The organism is Leptospiraceae bacterium (assembly GCA_025059995.1).
Lineage (GTDB): Bacteria > Spirochaetota > Leptospiria > Leptospirales > Leptonemataceae > SKYB61.
In genome coordinates this window covers 1-24262 of record JANXCF010000001.1, presented here as the reverse complement: position 1 = coordinate 24262, position 24262 = coordinate 1, and the positions used below count along the sequence as shown (strand labels likewise).

The following is a 24262-nucleotide window of genomic DNA, read 5'->3' as shown; positions in this document are numbered from 1 at the left end:
CATATGTATCGCATACTTTGTATTGGAGCACACCCTGATGATGTGGAAATGGGAATGGGAGGAACAGTGGCATTACTCACCTCACAAGGATATGAAGTATTAATTTTAGACCTAACAGATGGTGAACCTACACCTCATGGTTCTCCCGAAATCCGCTTAAAAGAAGCCCAAAAGGCAGCGGAAATCTTGAGAGCTCAAAGACTCACACTTGATATGCCAAACCGCTACTTAGAAGATACCATAGAAAATCGAAAAAAAATTGCCAAAGTGATAAGAGAATTTCGACCTAACTATATCTTTGCTCCTTATTTTGACGATGCTCATCCAGATCACGTTGCTGCCTCAAAATTAGCGGATGCTGCAAGGTTTTATGCGAAATTGACAAAGTCAGATATTCCCGGTGAACCGTTTTACCCTCAAAGAGTGATTTATTACTTTCCTTTGCATATTCGACTACGAATTATGCCTTCTTTTTTGGTGGATATATCAGAATATCTGGAAATCAAAAGGCAAGCAGTTTATTGCTATGAGTCGCAATTTTTTTTATCCAAAAGAGAATCAATCCTTGAGCTACTATTTTTGGAAAACAAATACTGGGGTAAACAAGCGAATGTAGTTGCTGCCGAACCCTTCTTCCAAAAAGAAATCCCTTTATACAAAAAATGGCCCTTAGGTTATCAATGAAAAAAATATGGTCTTGACAATTAACTTGAATATCGAAATTTTGAAACATGGTAAAAACACAAGCAAAAGACACAAATCAAGAAATCCCTGTGCAAGCAGTTCCCGTAGATGAAGAAATAGATTTGTTTGAGATCATCCAAACCCTAAATAAGAAAAAAAAGCTGATAGGAATTACCACACTGGCATTTTTTGTTTTGGGTGTATTGATTTTCTTTGTTTATCCAAAAAAGTACAAATATGCTTTCATGGTTCAAGTCAATCCACTAATTATGGTTCAAGTCAATCCACTAATTATTACTTCTCCTGGTTTAAACTTGGGAATCAATACTGATGTGTTGATGAATATTCTGAAAATCAAGTATGATTCTAAAATCAATCCAAGAGTAAATGAATTGCCTTATAAAATTAAGTTAGGTCAATTAACTCAAGGTCAAAATCATATTCAAATTACTATTGAGGTAAGAAAAAAAGAAGAATTGGATCAAGTGATCAATGAGGTAAGAGGATATCTCAACAATTATCCATTGATTATTGAGAAAAAAGAAATATTAAAGAATTTTAAAGAACAATCTTTAATGGAACTTGAAAAAAGCATTAATTTGGGTAGAAAAATCACAGATACACTCTTGGCAGGAAGACAGCAATATCTGTTGGATTTATCAAGTGGTTCAAAGTTGAACTTTTTAGATTTGAAGAGTTTTGAGTTTCAACTAAAGCTAATCAATGAAGAAGAGTTTTTTGTGTTTTATTTACCAGAGAAGCCCGAAGAACCCACAGGATTAAATCCCCTTCTTGTGATTGGGAGTTCCTTGGTCGCAGGGTTGTTTGTGGGAATCTTTTTAGCACTTTTCATGGAATATTACGAAAAACAAAAAGGGACTTCCCCACTCTGAGGTGATGGTTTTTAAAAAAAACATAGTTAATGAAATTTTATGTATCACATAGTATAAAGGAGATAGAGGAAAATTTATCAAGGGTTAGGAAAGATGAGTGGGGGAGTCTTTCCATAAGATTTCGTGAGGAACTTGGTATACCTACCCGAGAGAGGGTGGTAATCACAGGGCATCAGCCGATACTTTACTATCCAGGTATATTTACGAAGTTAATACTGGCGTATTTGATTTCATGTCATATAGGTGGCCGCTGTTATTACATAGTTTTGGATGTGGATCAACAATTTGTTGATTGGAAGTTTTTATGGTTTCAAAATGGTATTTATCGGGAAGATTTTTTACTGAGCAATCCTAAAGAAGTTTTATTAAATCAAATCTTGCAAGGTGATTTTAAAAAAAAGCTTTTCGAAAAAATCCGAGAGTGGAGATTACATTTATATTCCCTTTTTGAACCAAGCGTAGTTCCCAAAATCCAAAAGGCATTAGATTTTACTGAAGAACTCTTCTCAAAAAAGAACCAACTTACCATATCCGAACTCTCAACAGGAATCAACCAATTTATCATGAAGGAATTGGGTTTTCATGTTCAACCTATCTATCTATCGAAAATCATCAAGACCCAAAGCTTTTTTTATTTGGTTGACTTTATAAAAAAAAATTATAAAATTTTTCAATTAATTTATAATCAAACATTAGATGAATTTCGAAAAAAGTATCATGAATATTTTTTTTCATATTTAAAAAATGATGAACTCCCTTTATGGAAGAGTGATGGGTATAAAAGAGAAACCTTAAAAGTCAATGATGATTTGAGTGAAATTCCCTATATTTTTCCAAAGGCATTTATGCTAAGCTTCATTATAAGAATGTTTTTGAGTGATTTGATGATACATGGAACGGGTGGAGGTTTTTACGACCAAGTTACAGAAACGATCATCGAAAGATTTTTAGAGCAAAAACCTTCTCCTTGTGTTGTGACAACATCAACGTTTTATTTACAACCAAAGGCTTCATTTTCTGTGGATTATCCTTCTGTAGAAGAAATTCGGAGAAAACTACGAAAATGGAAATTCAATCCCGAAATCTTTCTTGATAATGATTGTGAATTAAGACTGAAAAAGCTATATTTGATTCATCTAAAAAACTATCTTGACTCTCAATTCCAAAAAATCAAAAGGAATTATGTTTTCGATGATAGTTGGTTGAATCACAATATAAAAAATGAATATGTAGATTTACAAAAAAGAATCCAAGAATCTTCAGAAAGCTATGGGTATCACCTACATCAAGAATTTTTAAAGTTAAATCATAAGATGCATTTATATTCATTGGGGATCAAAAGAAATCTCATGAGCATGCTAAAAAAAGCTCAAGAAGCAGATTATCATCGAAGGATTTTTTTTGATCGAACTTATCCGATTTTTTATTATGATTACGAAAAAATTTATGAGCAAATTCGAAATGATTTCATATCAACTTAAATAGCTAACTTAACGTTGTCTTTGTATTTGACTACTTTAAATTTTATATACTCAAAAGGTTCTTCATTCCCATATTGAAAAACATTTTGTTCTAAATATTCATTTTGTAAGATTTTATTTTGAACTTTTGTGTCTAATTTAGAAAAAAAATCTTTCGACATGGAAATTTCCCCTTTACCAGCAATATCATTTAAACGAAAAGCACGATTTACGTTATTCCCAATCAAGGTATAATCAAATTTTTCTTCAAATCCAACATCACCGACAATAGTTTCTCCCATATCAAAACTGATTCCTGCAGGAAGCAGGCCATCTTTGAAAATTCTATTATGAATTCGTATGGCACAACTAAATGCAAAATTGATATGTTCTTCATTGAAGTATGCCAAGATTCCATCTCCTAAAACCTTGTTCACTCTTCCTCGGTAGGTTTGGATGATATCGGAAACAACAGATATTTCTTTATTTAAAACTTTAAATACAACTTCTGGGGATTGGGTTTGTGACCAATAAGTAAAACTTCGAATATCGAAATTCATTATTACTAAATTTTTTTTGAAAGCGTTGAATTTTTGAATTCTTGACGAAGAAATTTTCTTTGAAGGAATATTAAGTTTTTTATAAACTTTTTTTATAAATTCTTCTGTGTTTAAAGAACGGTTTTTTATCGTTTCATAAGATAACTCTTGGTTTTGATTTAGAATAGTTACTCCATATTTTTTTTCCAAATTTTCAATGAAATCATAAAGGTGTAGTAAAGAAGTAATGCTATGTTTTGCAGTAATATGAAAGATTTCTTGTAAGTTATCAGTATTTATTTCTGTATCCAAAATAGATTTTAAAAAGTCTCGGATTTCTTGAAGTATTTCGTTTCCTATTTTTCTTTCCTTCGAGTTTACAGACTTTACGTATAGAAGTTTTCCTGGATTTAGATTTGATAACATGTCTATGAATTTACTTACTAATTTTTCTTCAATGATGGAACCATGTTGGGGTAGGATTTTCGAAATAGGTAGTTCTTTTAGCTTATTGTAGGTATACATAGCTGCTTCTTTGCTATCAGTATAATATTCTAAGAAAAACTGAGCTCTTTGGATCAATTCTTCGTCTGCATAGAGCTTCCAGTTTTTGTCCAAAACGCCAAATATGTCTGAACTAAATAAAGTTTGGGTTTGTTCATCATAAGACATCATGCTTCCTGCAAAGTGCATGTAAGGAGTAAATATGAACCGAATTCTTCGCTTTGATTGCAAAACCAATACATCACCATCTTGAACACTTGCAATAGGCTTACGAATACCATAATAGGGTAGGAACAAACTTGTTCTTCCATGTGCAATGATAATCAAATCTGGAGATAGGTATTTCTCTAAATATGGTATCATTCCACATAAATCAGGATCCTGATGATGAACAACGATATAACGTATATTTTCTAAAGGACAAATCTGTTGGATTTTTTCGATCAGAATATCACGAAACATGGGATAAGCTGGACCGGGATCAAAAAGAACACTTTCATTTCCATGGCAAAGTAAATAAGAATTGTTTGAAAATCCTGCTTCGAAATCAGGGAAACCGATCCAAAATATATCTTCGACAACTTGTATTGGTCTTAGGTAATTCATGGTAAAAAAAGAGAATATTTTTTTTTCAATCCATTGTCAACACAAAAAAATGAGTTGTTAAAATTTTTGTTATAGAATTTATATTCTATTTCCGAATTTTTTTGTTGAACTGCATTTATTTACAGAAATGTTTGAATGAGAAAATTATAGAAAGAAAATTCTCATAGTAAAAAATGAACTCATGAATCAACAATTAAAGAAATCGTTAGATGAGTTAAAAAATGAATATCCAAGCTTTGAAGAGCAAATTTTTCTCAATGATTTTCCTCCAAACACCAAAGAAGAATGGTTAAACGAAATTTATAAGGTTCTCGAAAAGTCAGGCAAGCCAAAGGATTTATCAGCTATTTCATGGAAAACCTTAGATGGATTTGTAGTTCCTCCCTTTTATCGAAAAGAAGATTTAGAAAACTTGAAATTCATCTTAGATTATCCTGGAGTTTATCCTTTTACGAGAAGCAAAAAGTTTACTCAGAGTTGGGAAGTTGTTCAATACATTCAAGGGGAATTAGAAGAAATTCAAGAAAAGATTGAGCAAACAACAAGGCGAGGTGCTGATGCTTTATTATTACCTATCGGAGATCGTAACTACCCTTTTATTTTTTATGGAAGTTCTATTTCATTGAGTCAGTTTGCTGAATTGCAGAGTTATCTAAAAAACTTTTCGTTCCAAACTCATTTTGTGGGAAGTAGCATTGATTTATATCGACTCATAGATACGTATGGGGTGAAGGGAAATATTCTTTTTGATCCTTTTTTGGATTACCTACTTGATGAAGATGGTTCAATCTATGAAAGCGAACTTTTGGAGATTGTTAAGAAAAATCTTACTTCTCCTTTTGCTTTTATTGCAGTGCGTGGAGATGTCTTTCAGCATAGTGGATTACCACCTGCAATGGAGTTAGGATTTACCATAAGTGCTTTTGCAGAGATTTTAAATATCCTTCATGATGGCGGGATTCCCTTGGTGGAAGTTTTACCAAAGATTACGTTGGTTCAAGCAATCGGTTCACTTTACTTTCTTGAGATTGCCAAACTCAGAGCTACCCGAAGGCTAATAGCTTTTGTTTTGCAAGGATTTTCTGTCACTGATTATAAAGAAGGACCGAAGCAGTTTGCTGTGTCTTCTTTGTTTCATCATTCCATCTATGACATTCATAACAACATTTTGAGAAACACTCTTTCAGCGATGGGAGCTATTTTGGGTGGTGTTGATAGTTTGGTGGTTTTTCCCATCACTGCCGTAAATCAAACAGATGATGAATTTTCTCGAAGGATAGCCATCAACACTCAGTTGATTTTAAAATACGAAAGTCATTTTGATTACGTAGTAGATCCAGCTGGTGGTTCTTATTACATTGAAAACTTAACTGACCTGATAATGGATAAGGCGTGGAAAATTTTTCTCGAGATAGAAGATCAAGGAGGATTTCGTAAAGCCATTGAAAACGGATATATCCAAAAACAAATAAAGGATTTCCAAAAATCACGTATTGAACAAATCAAATCTCGAAGGGAATTTCTATTGGGTGTTAATCAATTTCCCAATCCAAAGGATTTTATTATCAAAGAATTTCCCACTCTACAACTCATGGGGAAATACAACGAAAACCACAATTCTACGAAAACCATCCAATTGTTTCGTGCTGCGACATTTTTCGAAGAATTGAGGCTCAAAACAGAGCTTCTATCGGAAGAAAAAGGTATTCCTTTGGTTCAATTGATTCCCTTTGGGAATTTGGCAATGCAAAGAGCTCGGGCATCTTTTATTTTGAATTTCTTTGGTTGTGGCGGGTTTGAGGTAGATGATCCGGGTGATCTCAAATCCAAGCAAGAAATCCTTGATTTCATCGAAAAATTCAATAACCCAAGAATCAAGACTTTTGTTCTTTGCTCGAGTGATCCTGAATATTTAGAAATGTTCAAGGAAATTCGTGATGTAATACTTTCGAAAGAGGTGCCTGTGATTGTTGCAGGATTACCCGAAACAGCAGATCAACTCAGACAATTAGGGATATATGACTTCATACACATTAGAAGTAATCTCTACGAAAAATTGATTGAATACCAAAAACTTTTTTTTAACTTATAAACAAACTCGAGGAGTTTTTATGAGACCTAATTTTAAAGAAATACACTTTCATAAAGAACCTTTGAAAAAAATCACCGAAGAAGAGTTTGAAGAACTCCTATACAAAAGCATTCCAAAGCCATGGATAACTCCTGAGAAGGTTCCCACAGTGGCAGTATATACCATAGAGGACTGGGAAGGCTTAGAACATTTGGATTACGTTGCAGGGATTCCTCCTTTTTTAAGAGGTCCCTATGCCACCATGTATACTCTACAAACGTGGACCATACGACAATATGCAGGTTTTTCTACGGCAGAAGAATCCAACGCTTTTTATCGAAGGAATTTAGCTGCTGGTCAAAAAGGGCTTTCGGTGGCATTTGACTTAGCAACCCACAGAGGCTATGATTCAGATCATCCCCGTGTTGTGGGGGATGTAGGAATGGCAGGTGTTGCTATCGATACTGTAGAAGACATGAAGATACTCTTTGATCAAATTCCATTAGATGTAGTTTCTGTGTCGATGACCATGAATGGTGCGGTGATCCCAACAATGGCATTTTATATTGTTGCTGCTGAGGAACAGGGGGTTCCGCCTCATAAACTTTCGGGAACCATCCAAAACGATATTTTAAAAGAATTCATGGTAAGGAATACTTACATTTATCCGCCTGAACATTCCATGAGGATTATAGCCGATATTTTTGCTTATACTTCCAAGAACATGCCGAAATTTAACTCAATCAGCATCAGTGGATACCATATGCAAGAGGCAGGTGCTACTGCGGATCTTGAGCTGGCTTATACCTTGGCTGATGGTTTGGAATACATCAGGACGGGATTAAAAGCTGGATTAAACATTGATGATTTTGCACCAAGACTTTCTTTCTTTTGGGCGATTGGAATGAATCACTTTATGGAAATTGCCAAAATGAGGGCGGCAAGAATTCTTTGGGCAAAGATCGTTAAGCAGTTTCAACCCAAGGATTCAAAGTCAATGGCTTTGCGAACCCATTGTCAAACCTCAGGATGGAGCTTGACAGAACAAGACCCATTCAATAACGTCATTCGCACTTGTATAGAAGCCATGTCAGCAGCTCTAGGACATACTCAATCACTACATACAAACTCATTGGATGAGGCAATCGCATTACCAACAGACTTCTCTGCGAGGATAGCACGAAACACCCAAATCTACCTTCAAGAAGAAACGGGAATCACGAAAGCAATCGATCCCTGGGCTGGATCATACTATGTTGAGTCCATCACTCACTTATTAGCTCGAAGAGCATGGAAATTAATACAAGAAGTAGAGGAATTGGGAGGCATGGCAAAAGCGATCGAGCAAGGACTACCGAAAATGCGAATCGAAGAAGCCGCCGCAAGAAAACAAGCCCGAATTGATTCCGGAAAAGACGTGATTGTGGGGGTAAATCGATTTCAAGCAGATAAAGAAGTTCCCATTGAAATCTTATCTGTTGATAACACAGCTGTTCGAAAAAGGCAAATTGAAAAGCTCAATAAGGTCAAAGCAGAACGAAATGAAGAAGAGGTCCAACAAGCATTGAATGCCATCACCGAATGTGCAAGGACAGGACAAGGAAATCTCTTGGAGTTAGCAGTGATCGCCGCAAGGAAACGAGCTACATTAGGAGAAATTTCTTATGCTATGGAAAAAGTTTTTGGAAGATACCAAGCACCCATTCGAATGATCAGTGGAGTATATTCATCTGAAATCCAAGAAAATCAAAGCTTTAAGAAAGCCAAAGAGTTAGTAGAGAAGTTTTACAAACTTGAGGGTCGAAGACCAAGAATCTTAGTTGCGAAAATGGGGCAGGATGGGCATGATCGTGGAGCAAAAGTAGTAGCTACCAGTTTTGCGGATTTAGGATTTGATGTGGATGTGGGACCTCTCTTTCAAACCCCAGAAGAAGTAGCTCGTCAAGCAGTAGAGAATGACGTGCATATCTTAGGAATTTCGAGCTTGGCTGGAGCTCATAAAACCCTAGTTCCAGAAGTGATTGAGGAGCTCAAAAAATATGGACGTGAAGATATCATTGTCGTGGTAGGTGGAGTCATCCCCCATCAGGATTATGATTTTCTTTATCGGGCTGGAGTGGCAGCTGTTTTCGGACCAGGAACAGTAATCTCCCAATCAGCCATTCAAATTATGGAAATCTTGCTTAGCACAAGAATGGAACCAACAAAGATATGAATTTAATCACACAAGTTCCCCCAACCATTAGTCCGTATCTTAAAAAAGAACAATATCGAAAAAAAGAATATACTTTTGAAGAATATATAGATGGGATTCTCAACGGCAATCGAACCATTTTGAGTAAAGCCATTACCTTGATCGAAAGTGAGAATCCCAAAGATATGGAATTGGCTTCGGAAATCATTAAGTTTTGTTTGAAAAATCAAAGAGATTCATTTCGAATAGGAATAACAGGTATTCCCGGTGTGGGTAAAAGCACCTTCATTGAAGCTTTCGGGTTGGAACTCATCCAGCAAGGACATAAAGTAGCTGTTTTAGCAGTAGATCCATCCAGTGAAAAATCCGGAGGAAGTATTTTGGGGGACAAAACCCGGATGGAGGAGCTATCTCGAAATCCCAATGCTTATATTCGACCTTCGCCTTCTCGTGGAACCTTGGGAGGAGTAGCGAAAAAAACACGAGAAACCATCCTTTTGTGCGAAACAGCAGGCTTTGATCGAATTATCGTAGAAACGGTGGGGGTAGGTCAAGGTGAAGTGGTGGTTCATTCTATGGTGGATGTGTTTCTTTTATTGATTTTACCCGGAACTGGCGATGAACTTCAAGGAATCAAACGTGGTATTATGGAAATGGCAGATGGAATCTTAATCACCAAAGTGGATGGAGAAAACATCCAAAAATCTAAAATTGCCAAAGCGGACCTTCAAAGAGCTCTACATTACTTTCCACCTTCCGAAATTGGTTGGACCCCACCAGTGATATTGACCTCCAGCAGGACCAAATTAGGTTTCGAAGAAATCCACAAAATGCTTCATGAATACGAAAGGCTAATAAAAACCACCATCCATCCCGAATCAAAAAGAAGCTATTTTGAACAAAAAAGAAACATCCAATCCCTCTATTGGTTTGATCAGTCTTTTTTTGAAAAGGTAAAACGGAGCGTGATTGAAAAAATCCAAGACGAGTATGAGGCTCTCAAAACACAGATCTTAAAAAACGAAATCACACCATTTGAAGCTGCCGAAAAATTGGTAAAAAAATACTTATCGTTATCTTTCTGAGAACTCTATTTCTTTTTTATTGCTAAAAGTAAATTTGATGTTCCCGGATAAAAATGATATCCAGTGCCGAAAGGAAGAGGTTTGATGTCTTTTGAGGTCTCGTAAATTTTTCTTAGTTCTGGTTGATATCGTTTTTGGAAAAGCTTGATTGGAGAAACATAATTTCCGTAAAACGTAAGTTGCCACTGAGGATTCATAAAAAAGCGAATAGGAATGCCAGAGTCATCTTGTATCACATAATGGCTGTTATCTAGGATGAATTTTCGTATTAATGAAAAATGGTCACTATGCATTAGATAAGAAGCAGATTTAATAAAAGTAATAAAAGGACCTTTCTTTTTTATGTGATCAAAGAAATACGAATGATTTTTCATATTCGAATCAGAAATGTTGATTTGAAAATACATAAGGGTGTGAATGGAACTCAAATCTTTTTTATTATTCTTAGGGACAAAATCAATACGAATACCCGAAATGCCTTTAGAAGAAGGAAAGTTCGAAATCTCATAAATGTTTGTTCGAGACATTTCAATGTATGATACCTTTACAATTTCATTTTCATGATATGCTAAAAACACAAACAATACTGGTATAACGCCATTTAGTTCTTTGAAGAAATCGATTTTCATATCATTTGTTCGAAAGAATGAATAATTCAAAACAGAACGAAGACTATCACGAATATGATAAAAATAACTCTTTCGATGTTCTTCTGAAAGTTGTTCAAGGTTAGGGATTTTTCCTACGGGTTCCAAACCAAAAAGAATGTATTCTTTTCCACATGGGAACATAAAACGTGCATTCAAAAAATCAGGACCACTAAAAGGATAAAAAATGACTTCTTCTTTTTTGCAAAGAAAATGAAGTTCTTTTTTTACCCATTCTTTCATTTTGTAGAAACGTTTGTTTTCTGCATTTTTCCATGCCTTTTTCATTTCTTCAAAATGGATTGCATAGGATTTACTATTGACGACTGTCCGATGAGGATTAAGATCTTCAAGAGGATGAATTTTACCGGCTAAAAGATTGGCTAGAAATGTTTGAGTTTCATCAATCTCGATGGTTTTAGGTTTTTCGGGGACTGGAATACCGACGCTTATTGTCTCGGGTGGGGTAGGAGGTTTTACATAGTTTTTTGAAGATACTTCTTTATGTTTGCAAGATAAATTCAGCAGAACCAAAAAAGCTACAATGAAATAAATGTATCTTCGAAAAAACATAAGAAGCCATAAAATTTAACTTTTTCTTTTGCGTCAATTAGAAATTGCCATAAGGAATTGACGCGTAATTGTGGTTTTTGCTATCCTGTACTTGCAATAGGAATAAAAAATGAGTCCAGTTCAGGTAAAAGAACAACCAAGGATAAAAGAGAAAGAGAAGCTGAAACGCCAAATCGGTTTATGGACGGCAATGTTTGTGGTAATGGCAAGCATGATAGGTTCTGGTATTTTCGGAAATACAGGTATCATTCAATCAGCAGTTCAAAATTCATATATGGTTTTGTTTTTGTGGTTTATAGGGGGCATCATCGCTTTGGCGGGTGCTTTGTCTTACGCAGAACTTTCTACTTTGATGCCTCATGCTGGAGGTGAGTATGTTTACTTAAAAAATATCTTTGGATTGCTTCCCTCATTTTTGACAGGTTGGGTTTCCTTCATAGTTGCGTTTTCTGCACCTGCAGCAGCGTCTGGACTTTTAGCCAGTGAGTATTTACACAAGGCTTTGATCGTTTTCGATCCCCATCACGAAATCACACACTTTTTTGACAAAGAAGAAGGAAGAAAAATCTTTGCAAGTTCTTTGATTGTTTTGTTCACATTAATACATATCATTGAAGTTAAAAAAGGAGGGTATATCCAAAATTTTCTGACTATCTTGAAGGTATCTTTGATTATATTGTTTTTGTTTTTAGGTTTTTCGGTGATCTTCCAAAACTCAAATTATCAGATACAACAAAACTTAAAAAACGATCCTGTTGCTTGGAATGGGATTGGATTAGGACTTCTTTTCGTCATGTTTGCGTATAGTGGTTGGAATGGTGCTACTTACTTAGCAGAAGAAATCCAAAATCCCGAGAAAAATCTACCTCGAGCTCTCATCGGGGGAACCGTGATTGTGATGATTTTATATCTTTTGCTAAATCTTTTGTATTACTGGTCAACACCAGCAACTGAGTTCGAAGGGAAAGAAGCCATTGCCGCTATTACCGCAAAAAACCTTTTTGGGAATCATGTGACCATTTTTTTCAACATTGGATTTTTCGTGATCCTTCTTTCGACAATTTCTGCAACCATCATGGTGGGACCACGAGTTTACTATGCAATGGCGAGGGATAATTTATTTTTCCGAGCGGCAGCTCACCTTCATCCAAAGTTTCATACACCCATCATATCGTTTCTGATACAAGGAATCCTAGCCATCATTTACATATGGAGCGGTACTTACGAACAGATCCAAACCTACATGGGCTTCGCTTTGTCTGTTTTTCCTTTATTATCTGTAATTGGTTTAATGTATTTAAAAAAGAAAAATCGAAACCTCAAAGGTCCTTACCAAACGCCACTTTATCCGTTATTTCCTTTGATTTTTATCATCTTTTCTATCATCACAATGGTTGTGAGCTTCATTGGTCGTCCCTTTGAATGTAGCGTTGCAATTTTGGCAATTTTGATGGGTATCCCCTTTTACTTGGTATGGACAAAATATGTTTTAAAAAACAAAGAAACGTAGTTTTTTTTTCGATGATATCTCTTCCAGAAAATGAACTGAATTGACGAGCAAAACTATTTAATTTATTTCTTGAAGATACCTGCTCATCGCATTATTCCAAAAGTATGCTTTCTTTAAAAGAAAAAATCAAAAAAGAATTATTAGAGAATTTGAATCCAAATCAAAAAATTGCGGTCCAACATCGTCAAGGACCTCTTTTGATTTTTGCGGGTGCTGGTTCTGGAAAAACTCGTGTGATCACCCACCGCATTGCATACCTGATACGAATTTATGAGGTTCCACCTGAATCCATTTTGGCTGTCACTTTCACCAACAAAGCCGCCGAAGAAATGAAAGAAAGGGTCCAGAAGTTGATCGGACCTTATTCAGAAAGAGTCACTATTAAAACCTTCCACGGCTTGGGATTACAAATTTTGAGGGAAAATTATGGCAAGCTAAATTTAAAATCCAATTTTAGTGTTTATGATCAAGCTTCTCAAAAAAGCTTAGCAAAACGAATCTCCAAAACTCTAAAACTCGAAGCTTCAGATTTTACAATAGGTCAGCTTTTAGAGAAAATCCATCGAGCTCGAGATGATTATTTAAACCCAGATGAGTACTACGAACAAAATCTAAACAACCACCAAATCGATGTGGTCTATCAATTCTATAAAGAATATATAAATGAGCTGAGAGCTAACAATGCCGTAGACTTTGGAGATTTGCTTTATGAATCCGTCAAGCTCTTGGAGAATTATCCTGAGTTGTTGGAAGAATACCAAGCTCGATGGAAATACCTGATGATTGATGAATATCAAGATACCAACAAGGTTCAATATCTCTTGGTGATGATGATTTCGAAGAAACACCAGAACATCGCGGTGGTGGGAGATGACGATCAATGTATTTATTCGTGGAGAGGAGCAAAAATTGAAAACATTTGGAACTTTCAAAAAGACTTTCCTCAAGCAAAAATCGTCAAGTTAGAAGAAAACTATCGAAGCACCCAACAGATTTTGGATTTAGCAAATAAATTGATACGCTATAACCAACGTAGAATAGAGAAGAAATTACATACTAAAAGTGAAGGGGTAAAGCCAGTTTTTTTCTCGGGTTTGAATGAGCATGATGAGATCCAAAAGATTGTTTTTGAAATCCAAAAATTAAAAAGCCAATGCCCTTTGGATGAAATGGCGATTTTCTATCGAACCAATGCCCAATCAAGAATCATAGAACAAGTATTAAGGGAAAATCGAATTTCTTATGTAATACATAGTGGGATTAGGTTTTTTGATCGAAAAGAAATCAAAGATATTTTGAGCTATCTGCAATTTCTCTATAACCCATATGATTTTGATAGTTTTGTCAGGATGATAGAAAATCCCCCCAAAGGCATTGGCGAAAAAACCGTAGAAAAAATTCAAGAATACGCAAAAAAACACAATTCTGATTATTTATTAGCTGTCGAAAAAATCCTCGAGGAGAAAGTCATAAAAAACCCTAAAAAGCTCCTTGAGTTTAAAGAAAAGTTATACGCTTGGAAGGAAAAAGTCGATAAGGTAGCTCTCTCAGATTTCGTTAAAACCATCGTAGAAGAAAGCGGGGTCATAGCCTATTACGAAAAGGATTTAAGTCCCGAAGGAAGCTCACGTATCGAAAACATAAGAGAGTTTATACAAAGTGTAGTGGAATACGAACAGAAAAAACGGGAAGCCAATCAAGAAATCACCTTACGTGATTACTTACAAGAAATTGCATTGTTGAGTTCCGAAGAAGTCAATTTCGATGAACACCATCAAAAAGGAATACAGCTCATGACCCTACACAATGCAAAAGGACTGGAATTCGAAATAGTGTTTATTGTAGGTTTGGCCGAGGGGATTTTTCCCCACTATTTATCTACCTCCGAAGAAGAAATCGAGGAGGAACGAAGGCTTTTATACGTAGGAATGACGAGAGCTAAAAAACGCTTGTATCTTTCCTACGCAAAAACACGAGACCGCTATGAACAAGTAGAAACCAATCAACCATCACGATTTCTCATTGAGATGGAACTCCTACCCAAAGAGGAAACAATAACTAAATCAGACTTCGAAGAAGTCGAAGAACCCGAAGGAAAAGAAAACAAAGAATATCGTATTGGTGATTTCTTCTTACACGAAAAATACGGGATTGGAAGATTAGAAAACTTAGAAGAAGTTGCAGGAAAAGTGATACTGACTTTGAAATTTCAAAACGGCTCAAAGAAAAGATTTCTTGCAGATCACTACTCAATAAGAAAAATATAAAGTATGAGGACAATCATATTGAAAATCATCAGCCTTTTATTCGTATCTTTCCCTTTAACAAGCTTGAGTTTTGACTTTTTTGAAAATCGTCCAAAACAAGGGTATGAACTAAAAAACTGGAAGATGCGGATTGGAGCGTATCCAACGAAAAATGCCAACCCGATTTATTTATCAGAAATAACCTCAGATATTCCTGGTTTAAAAGAATACAATTCCAAAGAATGGAAGGAAATAGATTTTCCCATAAAATACGAACGAATTTCAGCTGAAAAACCATTGGTGGCACTTTCGTTTCTGACAACCTTTAAATTATCTGAACTGAATCTTGACTATCAACATAATAAAATTAGTTTGCATATTCCTTACTTCACGATCATTTCAGATGTATATCTGAATGGTCAACTCATTGCCAGTTTTGGAAAAGTCAATTTTGAAAATCAAACCTATGAAAAGATGGGGTTTCGAAGGCATGCTTTAGTGGTATTGCCGACAAATCTTCTTCGCGAAGAAAATGAATTGATTTTCGTTGTTTATACCCTGTATCCTTATAATTTGAATGTAGAAAAAAAATTTAACGATGTTCCTTTTGAAATCAACTACTTCGAAGAACACATAAAAATTCATATTGAAGCATTTACCTTCATGCTATCATTTTTATACTTATTTGTGGGTTTATATCACTTACTTTTATACTCAAAAAGACCTAAAGAAAGATATAATTTGTGGTTTGGGCTTTTTTCTGTGTTCATTAGTTTTTATTATGTTACGAGATCAAACTATATTTATGTCCTTGCAGAAAATCTGGGTATAGATTCCTTAATGATTTTGAGGTTAGACTATTCTTCTATTTTTTTAACCTCTATTTGGGGATTATTGTTTTATGAAGAATTCCATTACCTAAGACTGACTTTATTTGCAAAAATCATTTCTTCTATAATTTTGCTTTATACTATCAGTGTTTGGCTATTTGATTATTATGTAGCTTCTCTTGTTTTGAGTTATTGGCAGAAAACAACTCTTGTGATATTAGTTTATGCATTAGGCATAGTGGTTTATTATTCTGTTAAAAAAAATCAAGACTCGATTAGGCTCTTGATAGGAATGATGATTTTTGTATCAACAGCCGTTTTAGATATTCTTGGAGCCATGGGGATTGGTCTTTTTAACTATCAGTTGGCAAGGTATGGTTTTTTTGCTTTTGTGATTGGGATTGCTTTTGTCTTGGCAAACAAATTTTTACGGGTGTATCAAGAAGTGGAAGAGTTAAACGTTCATTTAGAGGAAAAGGTAAAAGAAAGAACAGCAGAGCTACAATTATCTTTAGATGAAATTAGAAGGCTCAAAGAACAACAAGATGGCGATTATTTCCTCACTTCCTTGTTGGTTCAGCCATTAATCTTTAATGATGTGAACTCAGAGGTAGTAGGAATCCAAACTTACCTTAAACAAAAAAAAGAATTCCAGTTTAAAAAATGGCATCGAGAGATCGGCGGAGATGTAATCATAACTCAAAGTATTAACCTCAAACAGAGACCTTATGTGTTCGTGTTTAATGGTGATGCCATGGGGAAATCCCTTCAAGGTGCTGGCGGTTCCCTTGTTGCAGGTGTGATTATCAAATCCATTCTGACTCGAACAATTTTGTATTCTGAGTATCAAAACCGATATCCTGAAAAATGGCTAAAAGAACTTTTTATAGAACTCCATAATGTTTTTGAATCCTTTGATGGTTCAATGCTTTTGTCAGGATTTTTGGGTTTAATTGATGAGCAAACAGGAACTTTATACTACGTGTATGCAGAACATCCTTATCCTGTTTTGTATCGAAAAAACAGAGCTGAATTTTTGGATCAGCAAACAGAATTCAAGAAATTTGGAACTCCCGGACTTGTGGGAAAAGTATACATTCTTATGAAGGAATTAAAACCAGGAGATATGGTTTTTGTTGGTTCAGATGGAAAGGATGATATTTTGTTTTCTCTTAATGGAAAAGAAGCGGTAAATGAAGATGAAACTTTATTTCTTCGAATAATAGAAGAATCTCAAGGAGATTTACAAAAGATTGTAGAAAACATCGCCTCCCGAGGAAAAATCATTGATGATATAAGCATTGTCAAAATCACCTACAAAGAAGACATACAAGATCAACCCCATCATCAAGATACCATAAGTAGCGAAATAAAATCCAAAATCCGAATGCTTCAACATAATGAAAAATGGAATGAACTTTTGGAATACATAGAAAGTTTAGAACAATCTTATCATAGCTCTCAGTTTTTGTATAAAGAAATGATACTGACAAACTACAAATTAGAAAACTACCAAAAGACTATTCAGCTCGGAGAAGATTATTTAAATGTATATCCCTACGATAATGATGTTTTGATAAGAGTAGCTCGATCCTATTTATTGAGTAAAAATTATAGCAAAGCCTTTGAGCATGCAGAAAGATTGTACATACGGGATCCAAATAATGTTTCCAATTTGATTCTCATGATAAATTGTTGCCATCTTCTGGGCGATAACAGAAGAGCAGTCAAAATTCTCAATCAACTCCTCACCCTCGCACCCGAAAAAGAAGAAACAAAAAAACTCAGAAAGATGTTGTTGGGATCTTGAAACTCTTTTGAAAACAATAATCCTTCAAAGAGACTCTAAGTTTTTCTATAAACTGGGACAGATCACGATCAAAAGAGTTTTGTATTCAAGATTCCTAACAAAACTCAAAACTTTATCTGGGTTCAAATCATAAGAATAAGCAAGTAAAACCGATGCCGAGAAAAAGTTCGTCTAAAGAAAACGTTTCTTTTGAAAGAACTTTGGGTCAAATACCCTCAAAATTGATTGACTTCTCTTCAGTAATTGGGTGGGAAAATCGGATCTTTCTGTAATACGATGGGGTTTCGTGATGGAACCAAGACATGAGCTCCGGAAAAGAAACTTCTTTTGACAACCCCTCTAAAGTAGAAAAAACATTTTTCAAAGTAAAAAGCTCTTCTCTTTTTTGTCGTTAATGCTCGTTGATTCTCGTGATGGTGAGGGGGATGCTACTTGAATACTTAATTAAGTTTAAATAATTAACCTGTCTTTCTGAGTCAATTTATTCTCTTTAATTCCTATTCGTTCAAATAGTTTTCTCTGCCAATCGTTGTCGTTCAAAAATAAAACATGATGTTCTTCATACTCTATTTGTTTTTTGGGATCAGTTTTCCCTTTTACTAAATTTATATATGGGGTTATAGAGAGAATGTAAGAATCTAAAGTTATGTCCTTTCGTCCAAGTTTGTTTTCTATGTCTTTGAGAACATCTTTAAATTTGATTTTCTCATGATCTAAATCTTTTTCATGTTCTAATCCCTTTGGATCGATAAAAACTATTCTTTGAATTTTCGTTCGGTTATCTAAGATCCACATAATAAAATCAGGATAAAAACCCGACCAATCAAGTTGAAACCCTATGCCAGAAAATGGATAATTCTTTAGAAGATATATTTCTTTATCTAAAAGATTATTTTTGTTATTTTCCAAATAATTTCGTAATCCTAAAATGAATTCTTTTTCACTTTCTACAAGTCCCGTTGGCGAAATGTTTCCTATTTTTTTATCTTGAAGAAGAATAGGGAGGTACAAGTGTCTATTAAAATAAATCCGTGGCAGTGACTTATTTTCATTTTTAGTGAGCTCATTTAGATTTTCAGCCAATTCCTTAATTTGTTTAATCAGGTCTCCTTGTTTTTTATTAATTTGTAAGTTGTAATAATACTTGCCTTCTGATTTTTCAAAGACAAAAAGTTCCAATTGTTCTACACCTTTCTTATATTGTATATTCTCTGTTTCAAATCTCTTTGCATGTTTTCTATAATATAGGTCAATGTATTTTTTTATCACTAATAATGCCATCTCTTCTATTCTCATTAGATCATTTTGAGTTTTTATCTCCAGCATTTCTGGTAAAACTTGAATTTTATATTTATCAGATAAAAGTAATTTTTTTAATATTTCTTTTCTTAAGATCAAATTCCAATAGCCTCTTATGCTTTTAAAGTTATAAATTTCTTCCCATATTTTCTCCCAGTTTAATAAATCTACCTTATCTTTTAAAGTTAGTTTCTCTTCTGATTTTGCTTTTATATACTCTTGCTCTATACCTCCTTTTTTTCTTTCTTTTGATGAATATGCTGATATCTTTGGTAAAAGGTCTATTGTGAAATTAATTTTATCATCTAGCTTGAGTTCTATAATTTCCTCATCAACAAAACTTTTATCCTTTCTTTTTGTGAGAATGTAAAGCTCCTCCCATTTTTCTTCATGTTGAAATTCTATGGGTATCTTTATTGTTACAAACTCAACTTCTTCTTTGTTTATTGTATCTAAAAATATTTTTAAGTAATCTGCATTGATACTATAAATATTAAGGGTTTCTAATAATTTAATATTATTTTTTAGATTACTTCTTGTAAGAGACATGTCTTTTCCTTTTAGTCTTACTCCTCTACCAAATAATTGAATGATCTGTGTTCCTTGCTCTTTACCTATATTAAGGAGTCCCATTGAAGATACTCGCCAGGTATCCCAACCCTCAATAAATTTCTTGGAACCAATAAGGATGTTTATGGAAGAATTTTCTTTTTTTATGGAGTCAAAAAGAGAACCTGATATTGCATCTTGAAAAACTTTCATGCCTTTTTCTTCTATTTGCTCTTTAAATTTTGAGGTAGAGCCAATATTTATTACTCCAAAATAGTTGTTTTCTGCTATTTTTAATCCAAATTCTCCCGCAGCATTCTTTATTTCGTATATTCCGAATGCTCCTTTCCCACCGAAGACTTTTTTATATAAATCATCAATATCAAACTCTTTCTTTTTAAGGTAGTTAAATTTATTTTCAAAGATATCTCGATTATCTTCGTTAATCAAACCAGTTTTTCCAGTCAGAATTTTATTCGTCTTTTCTTTGACCCAATTTTCATCCTTAATTACTCTTCTTATAAACTCTAAAAAATGTCAATGCATGAAATCTGCTTTTGATTTTTTTAGATTTTGCACAATAGAATTACTTATTCAAATGTCTAAAAATTCCTTTTCTTCAAGGGAAAATCCCGACTTTTAAAAGTTTGAAAAGGAGTTGATAAAGAGTCTGAAGAGGAGAGGGTTATAAGGAAGGTAGCGGCTTACCATTAAGTTTTTTTCTTTAAGTAAATTTTCAGTAGAAGCTTAAACATCTTTCCATGATTAGGATATCTAAGGTGTAAGAGCTCATGAACTATTATGTAGTCCATCTTTTCTTGACTTTCTTTTAAGATACCGGGATCGAAGGTGAGCCTTCCTTTACTTGAACAACTGGCAATTTTTTTCTTCATGGGTCTTAGGTGAATAGACATAATCTTATTAGCAACACCTATCTTTTGAGCCCACTTGAGGACATAGGATTTAAAGCTTTCCCTCGTTCTTTCCATGTATCTCGAATCTTCGGGATAGCTTTTCTCTAAATACATCACTAAACCCTAAAATTCTCAAAAGAAGATTATATAACTTTTTTGAATTTGCTTCTAAGTAAAAAAATGAGCCAAAAAAACTTAGCTGTTTAAATTTAAAGTATGAGTTTTTTGAATTTTCTTTTAAGATTTAAGATTTTCATTTATTTCTTCTGATGTTAACACATTAGCTTTTTTCATATCTCAGAGCTTCATAAATTTGACTGAACTTTATCATCATGCAATTCCATAAATTCAATTTTCAGGCTTAGTAAATTCTCTATCCTTTCTTAATTTCCTTCTTCCTTCAAGGTATCAATAATTTTTTCAAGAATAGCGCTTGCTCTTTCTGGTTCAACAATTTTATCTAAAAGTGCGAGTATTCTTTTCTTTATTTCTCTTTCTTGAGCTTGATTACTTTTCCAGTAAGGATACTGATCCATTATAATTTGGCATTCCCTTGCATTCTCTTTAGGGGTCTCTACCTGTTCCTGCTTTAGTATCCAATATATGGTGAACTCATCTTTTTTCATACCCTTTGCGATCTGTTCTTGTCGAGAATGATTTATCTCATCTAAAATTTTTTTGAGTTCTGAAAGAGCCTCCTTAGTGGTAATCTGCTTATTTCTAAACTGACTCATTATTTTTTCCGCCCTTTCACCTATGGATAAGAGATAGGGGAAGTTATGACCTTCTTTCTGGATGTGAACAGCTATGCTTTTACTAAGATTAAAGACCTTTTCTTGCTCTGATATATTCTTTTCTTCAAGTATCTTAATGGTATGCTCATTAATTTCATAAACCTCTAAGGCATCTTTTATCTCACTTTGCTTAACATTCTTTCTAAGTAATTCTTCGATCTTGGTTGTAAGTGCTTTTTTAATTTTTACTGATGGATCGTAAGCTTCGAGGACAATCTTATATATCCTTGTAAGAGTTTCCATATCAGAAAGGTAAGGTCTCAAGAACTCATCAGGAGAAAGGATGTTGTAAATATCGTTTAGCTCTTTAAAAAAACTATAAAAATCCTCTCTCTTTTCTTTGTCTGAGAAATAACCAAGAATGAATTCAACTTTCTTATCCTCAGGTACATGCTGTCGTAGGTATTCAAGATATTCTGTCTTTGCCTCTTCAATTAATTCTAAAAACCTTTCTTTCAGAACCTCAATATCTTTTATAATTCCTTCAATATCCGTAGAATCAAAAGCAAGAGCTTTTTCAAGCCTTTCAAATATCCCAATAAAATCAATCACAAGCCCAGCAGGTTTCTTTCTACCTTCTTTGTCTTCGTAGGGTCGATTTATCCTTGCAATTGTTTGTAAAAGCACATGATCACGCATGGGCTTATCAAGATACATTGCATAAAGCACAGGAGCATCAAAGCCCGTAAGCAGTTTATTCGTCACTATCAATATTTTTGGCATCGCTTCAGGGTCTAAGAAGTTTTTTCTAATGCGCTTTTCTTCCTCCTCAGAGAGATGATATCGAGCCATAAATTCTGGATCATTATAATGAGGGCTGTAAATAACCTTTGAGTAATCTTCTGGCAAGTGTTTGTCAAGTTTCTCTTTATAGAGGGCGCAGGCTTCTCTATCCACTGCTACAACAAAGGCTTTATAACCAAGGGGCTCAACATATTCCTTATAATGCTTTGCTATATACTCTGCTACTCTTTCTATTCTGTTTACGCTTTTGATAGCATTTTTAAGGTTTATAGCCTTATCCAGCAAGCTATTAAGTTCTTCAATATCACTTAATCCCTCTGTTTCCTTCAATTCAAAAAACTCTTTTTCTAAAAGTTCCTTATCAATCCTAAGTTCATTAGGTGCAAGTTTATAATGAATGGGGACAGTTGTCCCATCTTCGATGGACTCAGCAATGCTATATTTATCAAGATAGCCTTTGGGGGGATCCTCTCTTCCAAAGATTAAGAAGGTGTTTTTGCCACGAGATGTTTTGTCTATTGGTGTGCCTGTGAATCCAATATAAGTAGCATTAGGAAGGGCACCCATAAGATAGTTTCCTAATTTTCCTGAAGTAGTCCTATGAGCCTCATCAATCAAAACAAAGATATTATCCCTTGTGCTCATCTTTTCAGGCATTCCCTCAAACTTATGTATCGTAGAAACAATCAACCCTTTTCTTTGTTCTTTTAAGATTCTTTGCAGGTGCTTTTTGCTTTCAGCAACTTCTACATGCTCTATACCCACAGCTTGAATATTTCCAAAAAGCTGGGATTCAAGCTCGTTTCTATCAACAAGCATAATCACTGTGGAGTTTTCAAAAACTGGATCTTCAATAAGTTTTTTAGCTATAACGATCATCGTATAGGTCTTTCCAGAGCCCTGGGTATGCCAGATAAGACCACGCCTTTTTTGTTTATCCTTTGCCCTATCAATGACCCTTTCAACTGCCCTCATCTGGTGTGGTCTTAAGATTACTTTTTGCAAAAGTTCATCCTTGCGAACAAAAAGAATGTAATCAGTGATAAGCCTGACAATCCTTTCTCTATCAAAAAAGGCTTTTACGAGTGATTCAAAATCTCCCCGTAATTCTTCTTTCCAGTTATAGAGGTTTTTTGAATTTGCATTCCATGTAGAGCCGTAGAGGAATTTAATAAGATGGGTAAGGACAAGTACCTGCTCAACGGCTAAAAGCTCGGGACATTCTCTATGGTATCTAAGCACCTGCTCAAGAGCAATATCCATTCCCTGAAGCACATAAGGAGCTTTTGCTTCAATAAAAATCACAGGTATGCCGTTGATAAAAAATACTACGTCCTGCCTTATAGACCTGATGCCATTTGTGAATTCAAACTCTTCAGTAACATGAAAATCATTGTTATTGATGTTTTCTGTGTCAATAAGGCGTATGTTTCTCTGTCTCTTTTCACTTTGTATATAAAGGCTTCTAAGCCCTTTCAAGAATTGCCAGACCGTAAGATTTCCTTCAATATCTGGTCTTACTCCTTTAAGCTGTTTTAAAACCTCTTTTGCCTCATCGTCAGAAAGAAAGGGATTTAGTGATTTGATTTTAGAAAGGAATATGTTTTCTAATATGATTTGGTTATTATCAAGTCTTAATTTACTAAGCTCATCTTTGCTTATGTAATGCCATCCCGTGTTCGCAAAATTATATTCTGTCTGTGCCTCACGAACATAACTTAGGATGGGATTCTGAACCGCATATTTTTCAGAACCGAATTTCATAATTATTCCATGCTGCTTTTAACTCTTATCTTACCACTCATCAAATTATGTAGCATGCTTTTAAATAAATTCTCAAGTGCTTTTTTCTTTGCTTCTTCTTTTTGAATTTTATCATCAATGGTTTGAAGAATATGAGCGATTACTTTCTGTTCTGGGAGAGGAGGAATAGGGATTAAAAATTTACTTATTGAATATGTTTGTAAATTTTGAAATATCGCTCCAAATGCTAATTGTTTATATAATGATTTAGAGTAGTCGAAATAATAAAAAATAAATTCATCATTAATTTTTGTCCTATCTAAATCAATCAATGCAGCGAAACCATCGTGTATACAAGCATCAATTCCCAATATACAAGGTGTTCCTGGATTACCACTAACTTGGATTATTACTGTTCCTTTAGGAAGGAATCTACTTTTTTTCGCACCTTCAAGAGTTAAATAATCTAATCTTGGAATAACATATTTGTAATCTCTTGTAACATCTTGAACCATTAACCTTGGGATATTACCACCATAAAATTTTGGATCACCTTTTGGTCTTGGA

General features: G+C 34.4%; 15 protein-coding genes. 9 read left to right on the top strand and 6 right to left on the bottom strand.

All coding sequences use genetic code 11. The features are described from left to right. The first annotated feature begins 3 nt into the window (after nucleotides 1–3). From bshB1 to NZ853_00065, 3 genes are read left to right on the top strand one after another with little or no spacing between them, the layout of a single operon-like run. Nucleotides 4–684, top strand: coding sequence for a bacillithiol biosynthesis deacetylase BshB1 (gene bshB1, locus NZ853_00075; protein ID MCS7204073.1), 681 nt, complete (start codon nucleotides 4–6; stop codon nucleotides 682–684). A gap of 47 nt (nucleotides 685–731) precedes the next feature. Continuing rightward, complete coding sequence (locus NZ853_00070) at nucleotides 732–1577, top strand: Wzz/FepE/Etk N-terminal domain-containing protein (protein ID MCS7204072.1); 846 nt, start codon at nucleotides 732–734, stop codon at nucleotides 1575–1577. Nucleotides 1578–1606: 29 nt separating this feature from the next. Continuing rightward, a complete protein-coding gene (locus tag NZ853_00065) occupies nucleotides 1607–3058 on the top strand; it encodes a hypothetical protein (GenBank protein MCS7204071.1) in 1452 nt (483 codons plus the stop codon). Here the strand turns inward: NZ853_00065 and NZ853_00060 are convergent. Then, nucleotides 3055–4686 carry an MBL fold metallo-hydrolase gene (locus tag NZ853_00060; GenBank protein ID MCS7204070.1) on the bottom strand — a complete coding sequence of 544 codons (1632 nt, stop codon included), beginning with the start codon at nucleotides 4684–4686 and terminating at the stop codon, nucleotides 3055–3057. The genes NZ853_00065 and NZ853_00060 overlap by 4 nt on opposite strands. Before the next feature lie 181 nt (nucleotides 4687–4867). On the opposite strand from NZ853_00060, the gene NZ853_00055 reads away from it, so the two are divergent. The 3 genes from NZ853_00055 to meaB are packed head-to-tail and all read left to right on the top strand — an operon-like array spanning nucleotide 4868 to nucleotide 10036. Continuing rightward, the gene (locus NZ853_00055) at nucleotides 4868–6778 is read left to right on the top strand and encodes a methylmalonyl-CoA mutase family protein (GenBank protein MCS7204069.1); all 1911 of its coding nucleotides are present in this window, start codon (nucleotides 4868–4870) and stop codon (nucleotides 6776–6778) included. A 19-nt stretch (nucleotides 6779–6797) separates the two neighbouring features. Next, nucleotides 6798–8972 (top strand): methylmalonyl-CoA mutase, encoded by a 2175-nt coding sequence (scpA, locus tag NZ853_00050; GenBank protein ID MCS7204068.1) that lies wholly within the window; start codon nucleotides 6798–6800, stop codon nucleotides 8970–8972. Beyond that, nucleotides 8969–10036, top strand: a complete 1068-nt coding sequence (gene meaB, locus NZ853_00045; protein MCS7204067.1) for a methylmalonyl Co-A mutase-associated GTPase MeaB — start codon at nucleotides 8969–8971, stop codon at nucleotides 10034–10036. Before scpA ends, meaB begins: the two co-directional genes overlap by 4 nt. Nucleotides 10037–10041: 5 nt before the next feature. Here meaB and NZ853_00040 read toward each other — a convergent pair whose 3' ends face one another. Beyond that, nucleotides 10042–11256, bottom strand: a complete 1215-nt coding sequence (locus NZ853_00040) for a hypothetical protein (GenBank protein ID MCS7204066.1) — start codon at nucleotides 11254–11256, stop codon at nucleotides 10042–10044. A 109-nt stretch (nucleotides 11257–11365) separates the two neighbouring features. Between NZ853_00040 and NZ853_00035 the strand changes: the two genes are divergently transcribed. From NZ853_00035 to NZ853_00025, 3 genes are all read left to right on the top strand, one after another. Then, on the top strand, nucleotides 11366–12766 hold the full coding sequence (locus tag NZ853_00035; protein ID MCS7204065.1) for an amino acid permease: 1401 nt from the start codon (nucleotides 11366–11368) through the stop codon (nucleotides 12764–12766). 104 nt (nucleotides 12767–12870) lie between these two features. Beyond that, a complete protein-coding gene (locus NZ853_00030) occupies nucleotides 12871–15033 on the top strand; it encodes a UvrD-helicase domain-containing protein (GenBank protein ID MCS7204064.1) in 2163 nt (720 codons plus the stop codon). Between the two features lie 3 nt (nucleotides 15034–15036). After that, nucleotides 15037–17652, top strand: coding sequence for a SpoIIE family protein phosphatase (locus tag NZ853_00025; GenBank protein ID MCS7204063.1), 2616 nt, complete (start codon nucleotides 15037–15039; stop codon nucleotides 17650–17652). 450 nt (nucleotides 17653–18102) lie between these two features. Here NZ853_00025 and NZ853_00020 read toward each other — a convergent pair whose 3' ends face one another. The 4 genes from NZ853_00020 to NZ853_00005 form a co-directional block, all read right to left on the bottom strand. Next, nucleotides 18103–19950 (bottom strand): hypothetical protein, encoded by a 1848-nt coding sequence (locus NZ853_00020; GenBank protein ID MCS7204062.1) that lies wholly within the window; start codon nucleotides 19948–19950, stop codon nucleotides 18103–18105. A 260-nt stretch (nucleotides 19951–20210) separates the two neighbouring features. Further along, the gene (locus tag NZ853_00015) at nucleotides 20211–20528 is read right to left on the bottom strand and encodes a M48 family metallopeptidase (GenBank protein ID MCS7204061.1); all 318 of its coding nucleotides are present in this window, start codon (nucleotides 20526–20528) and stop codon (nucleotides 20211–20213) included. 269 nt (nucleotides 20529–20797) lie between these two features. Beyond that, complete coding sequence (locus tag NZ853_00010) at nucleotides 20798–23716, bottom strand: type I restriction endonuclease subunit R (GenBank protein MCS7204060.1); 2919 nt, start codon at nucleotides 23714–23716, stop codon at nucleotides 20798–20800. A 2-nt stretch (nucleotides 23717–23718) separates the two neighbouring features. Further along, nucleotides 23719–24262, bottom strand: a 544-nt coding sequence (locus NZ853_00005) for a restriction endonuclease subunit S (GenBank protein MCS7204059.1), incomplete at its 5' end; no start/stop codon positions are given.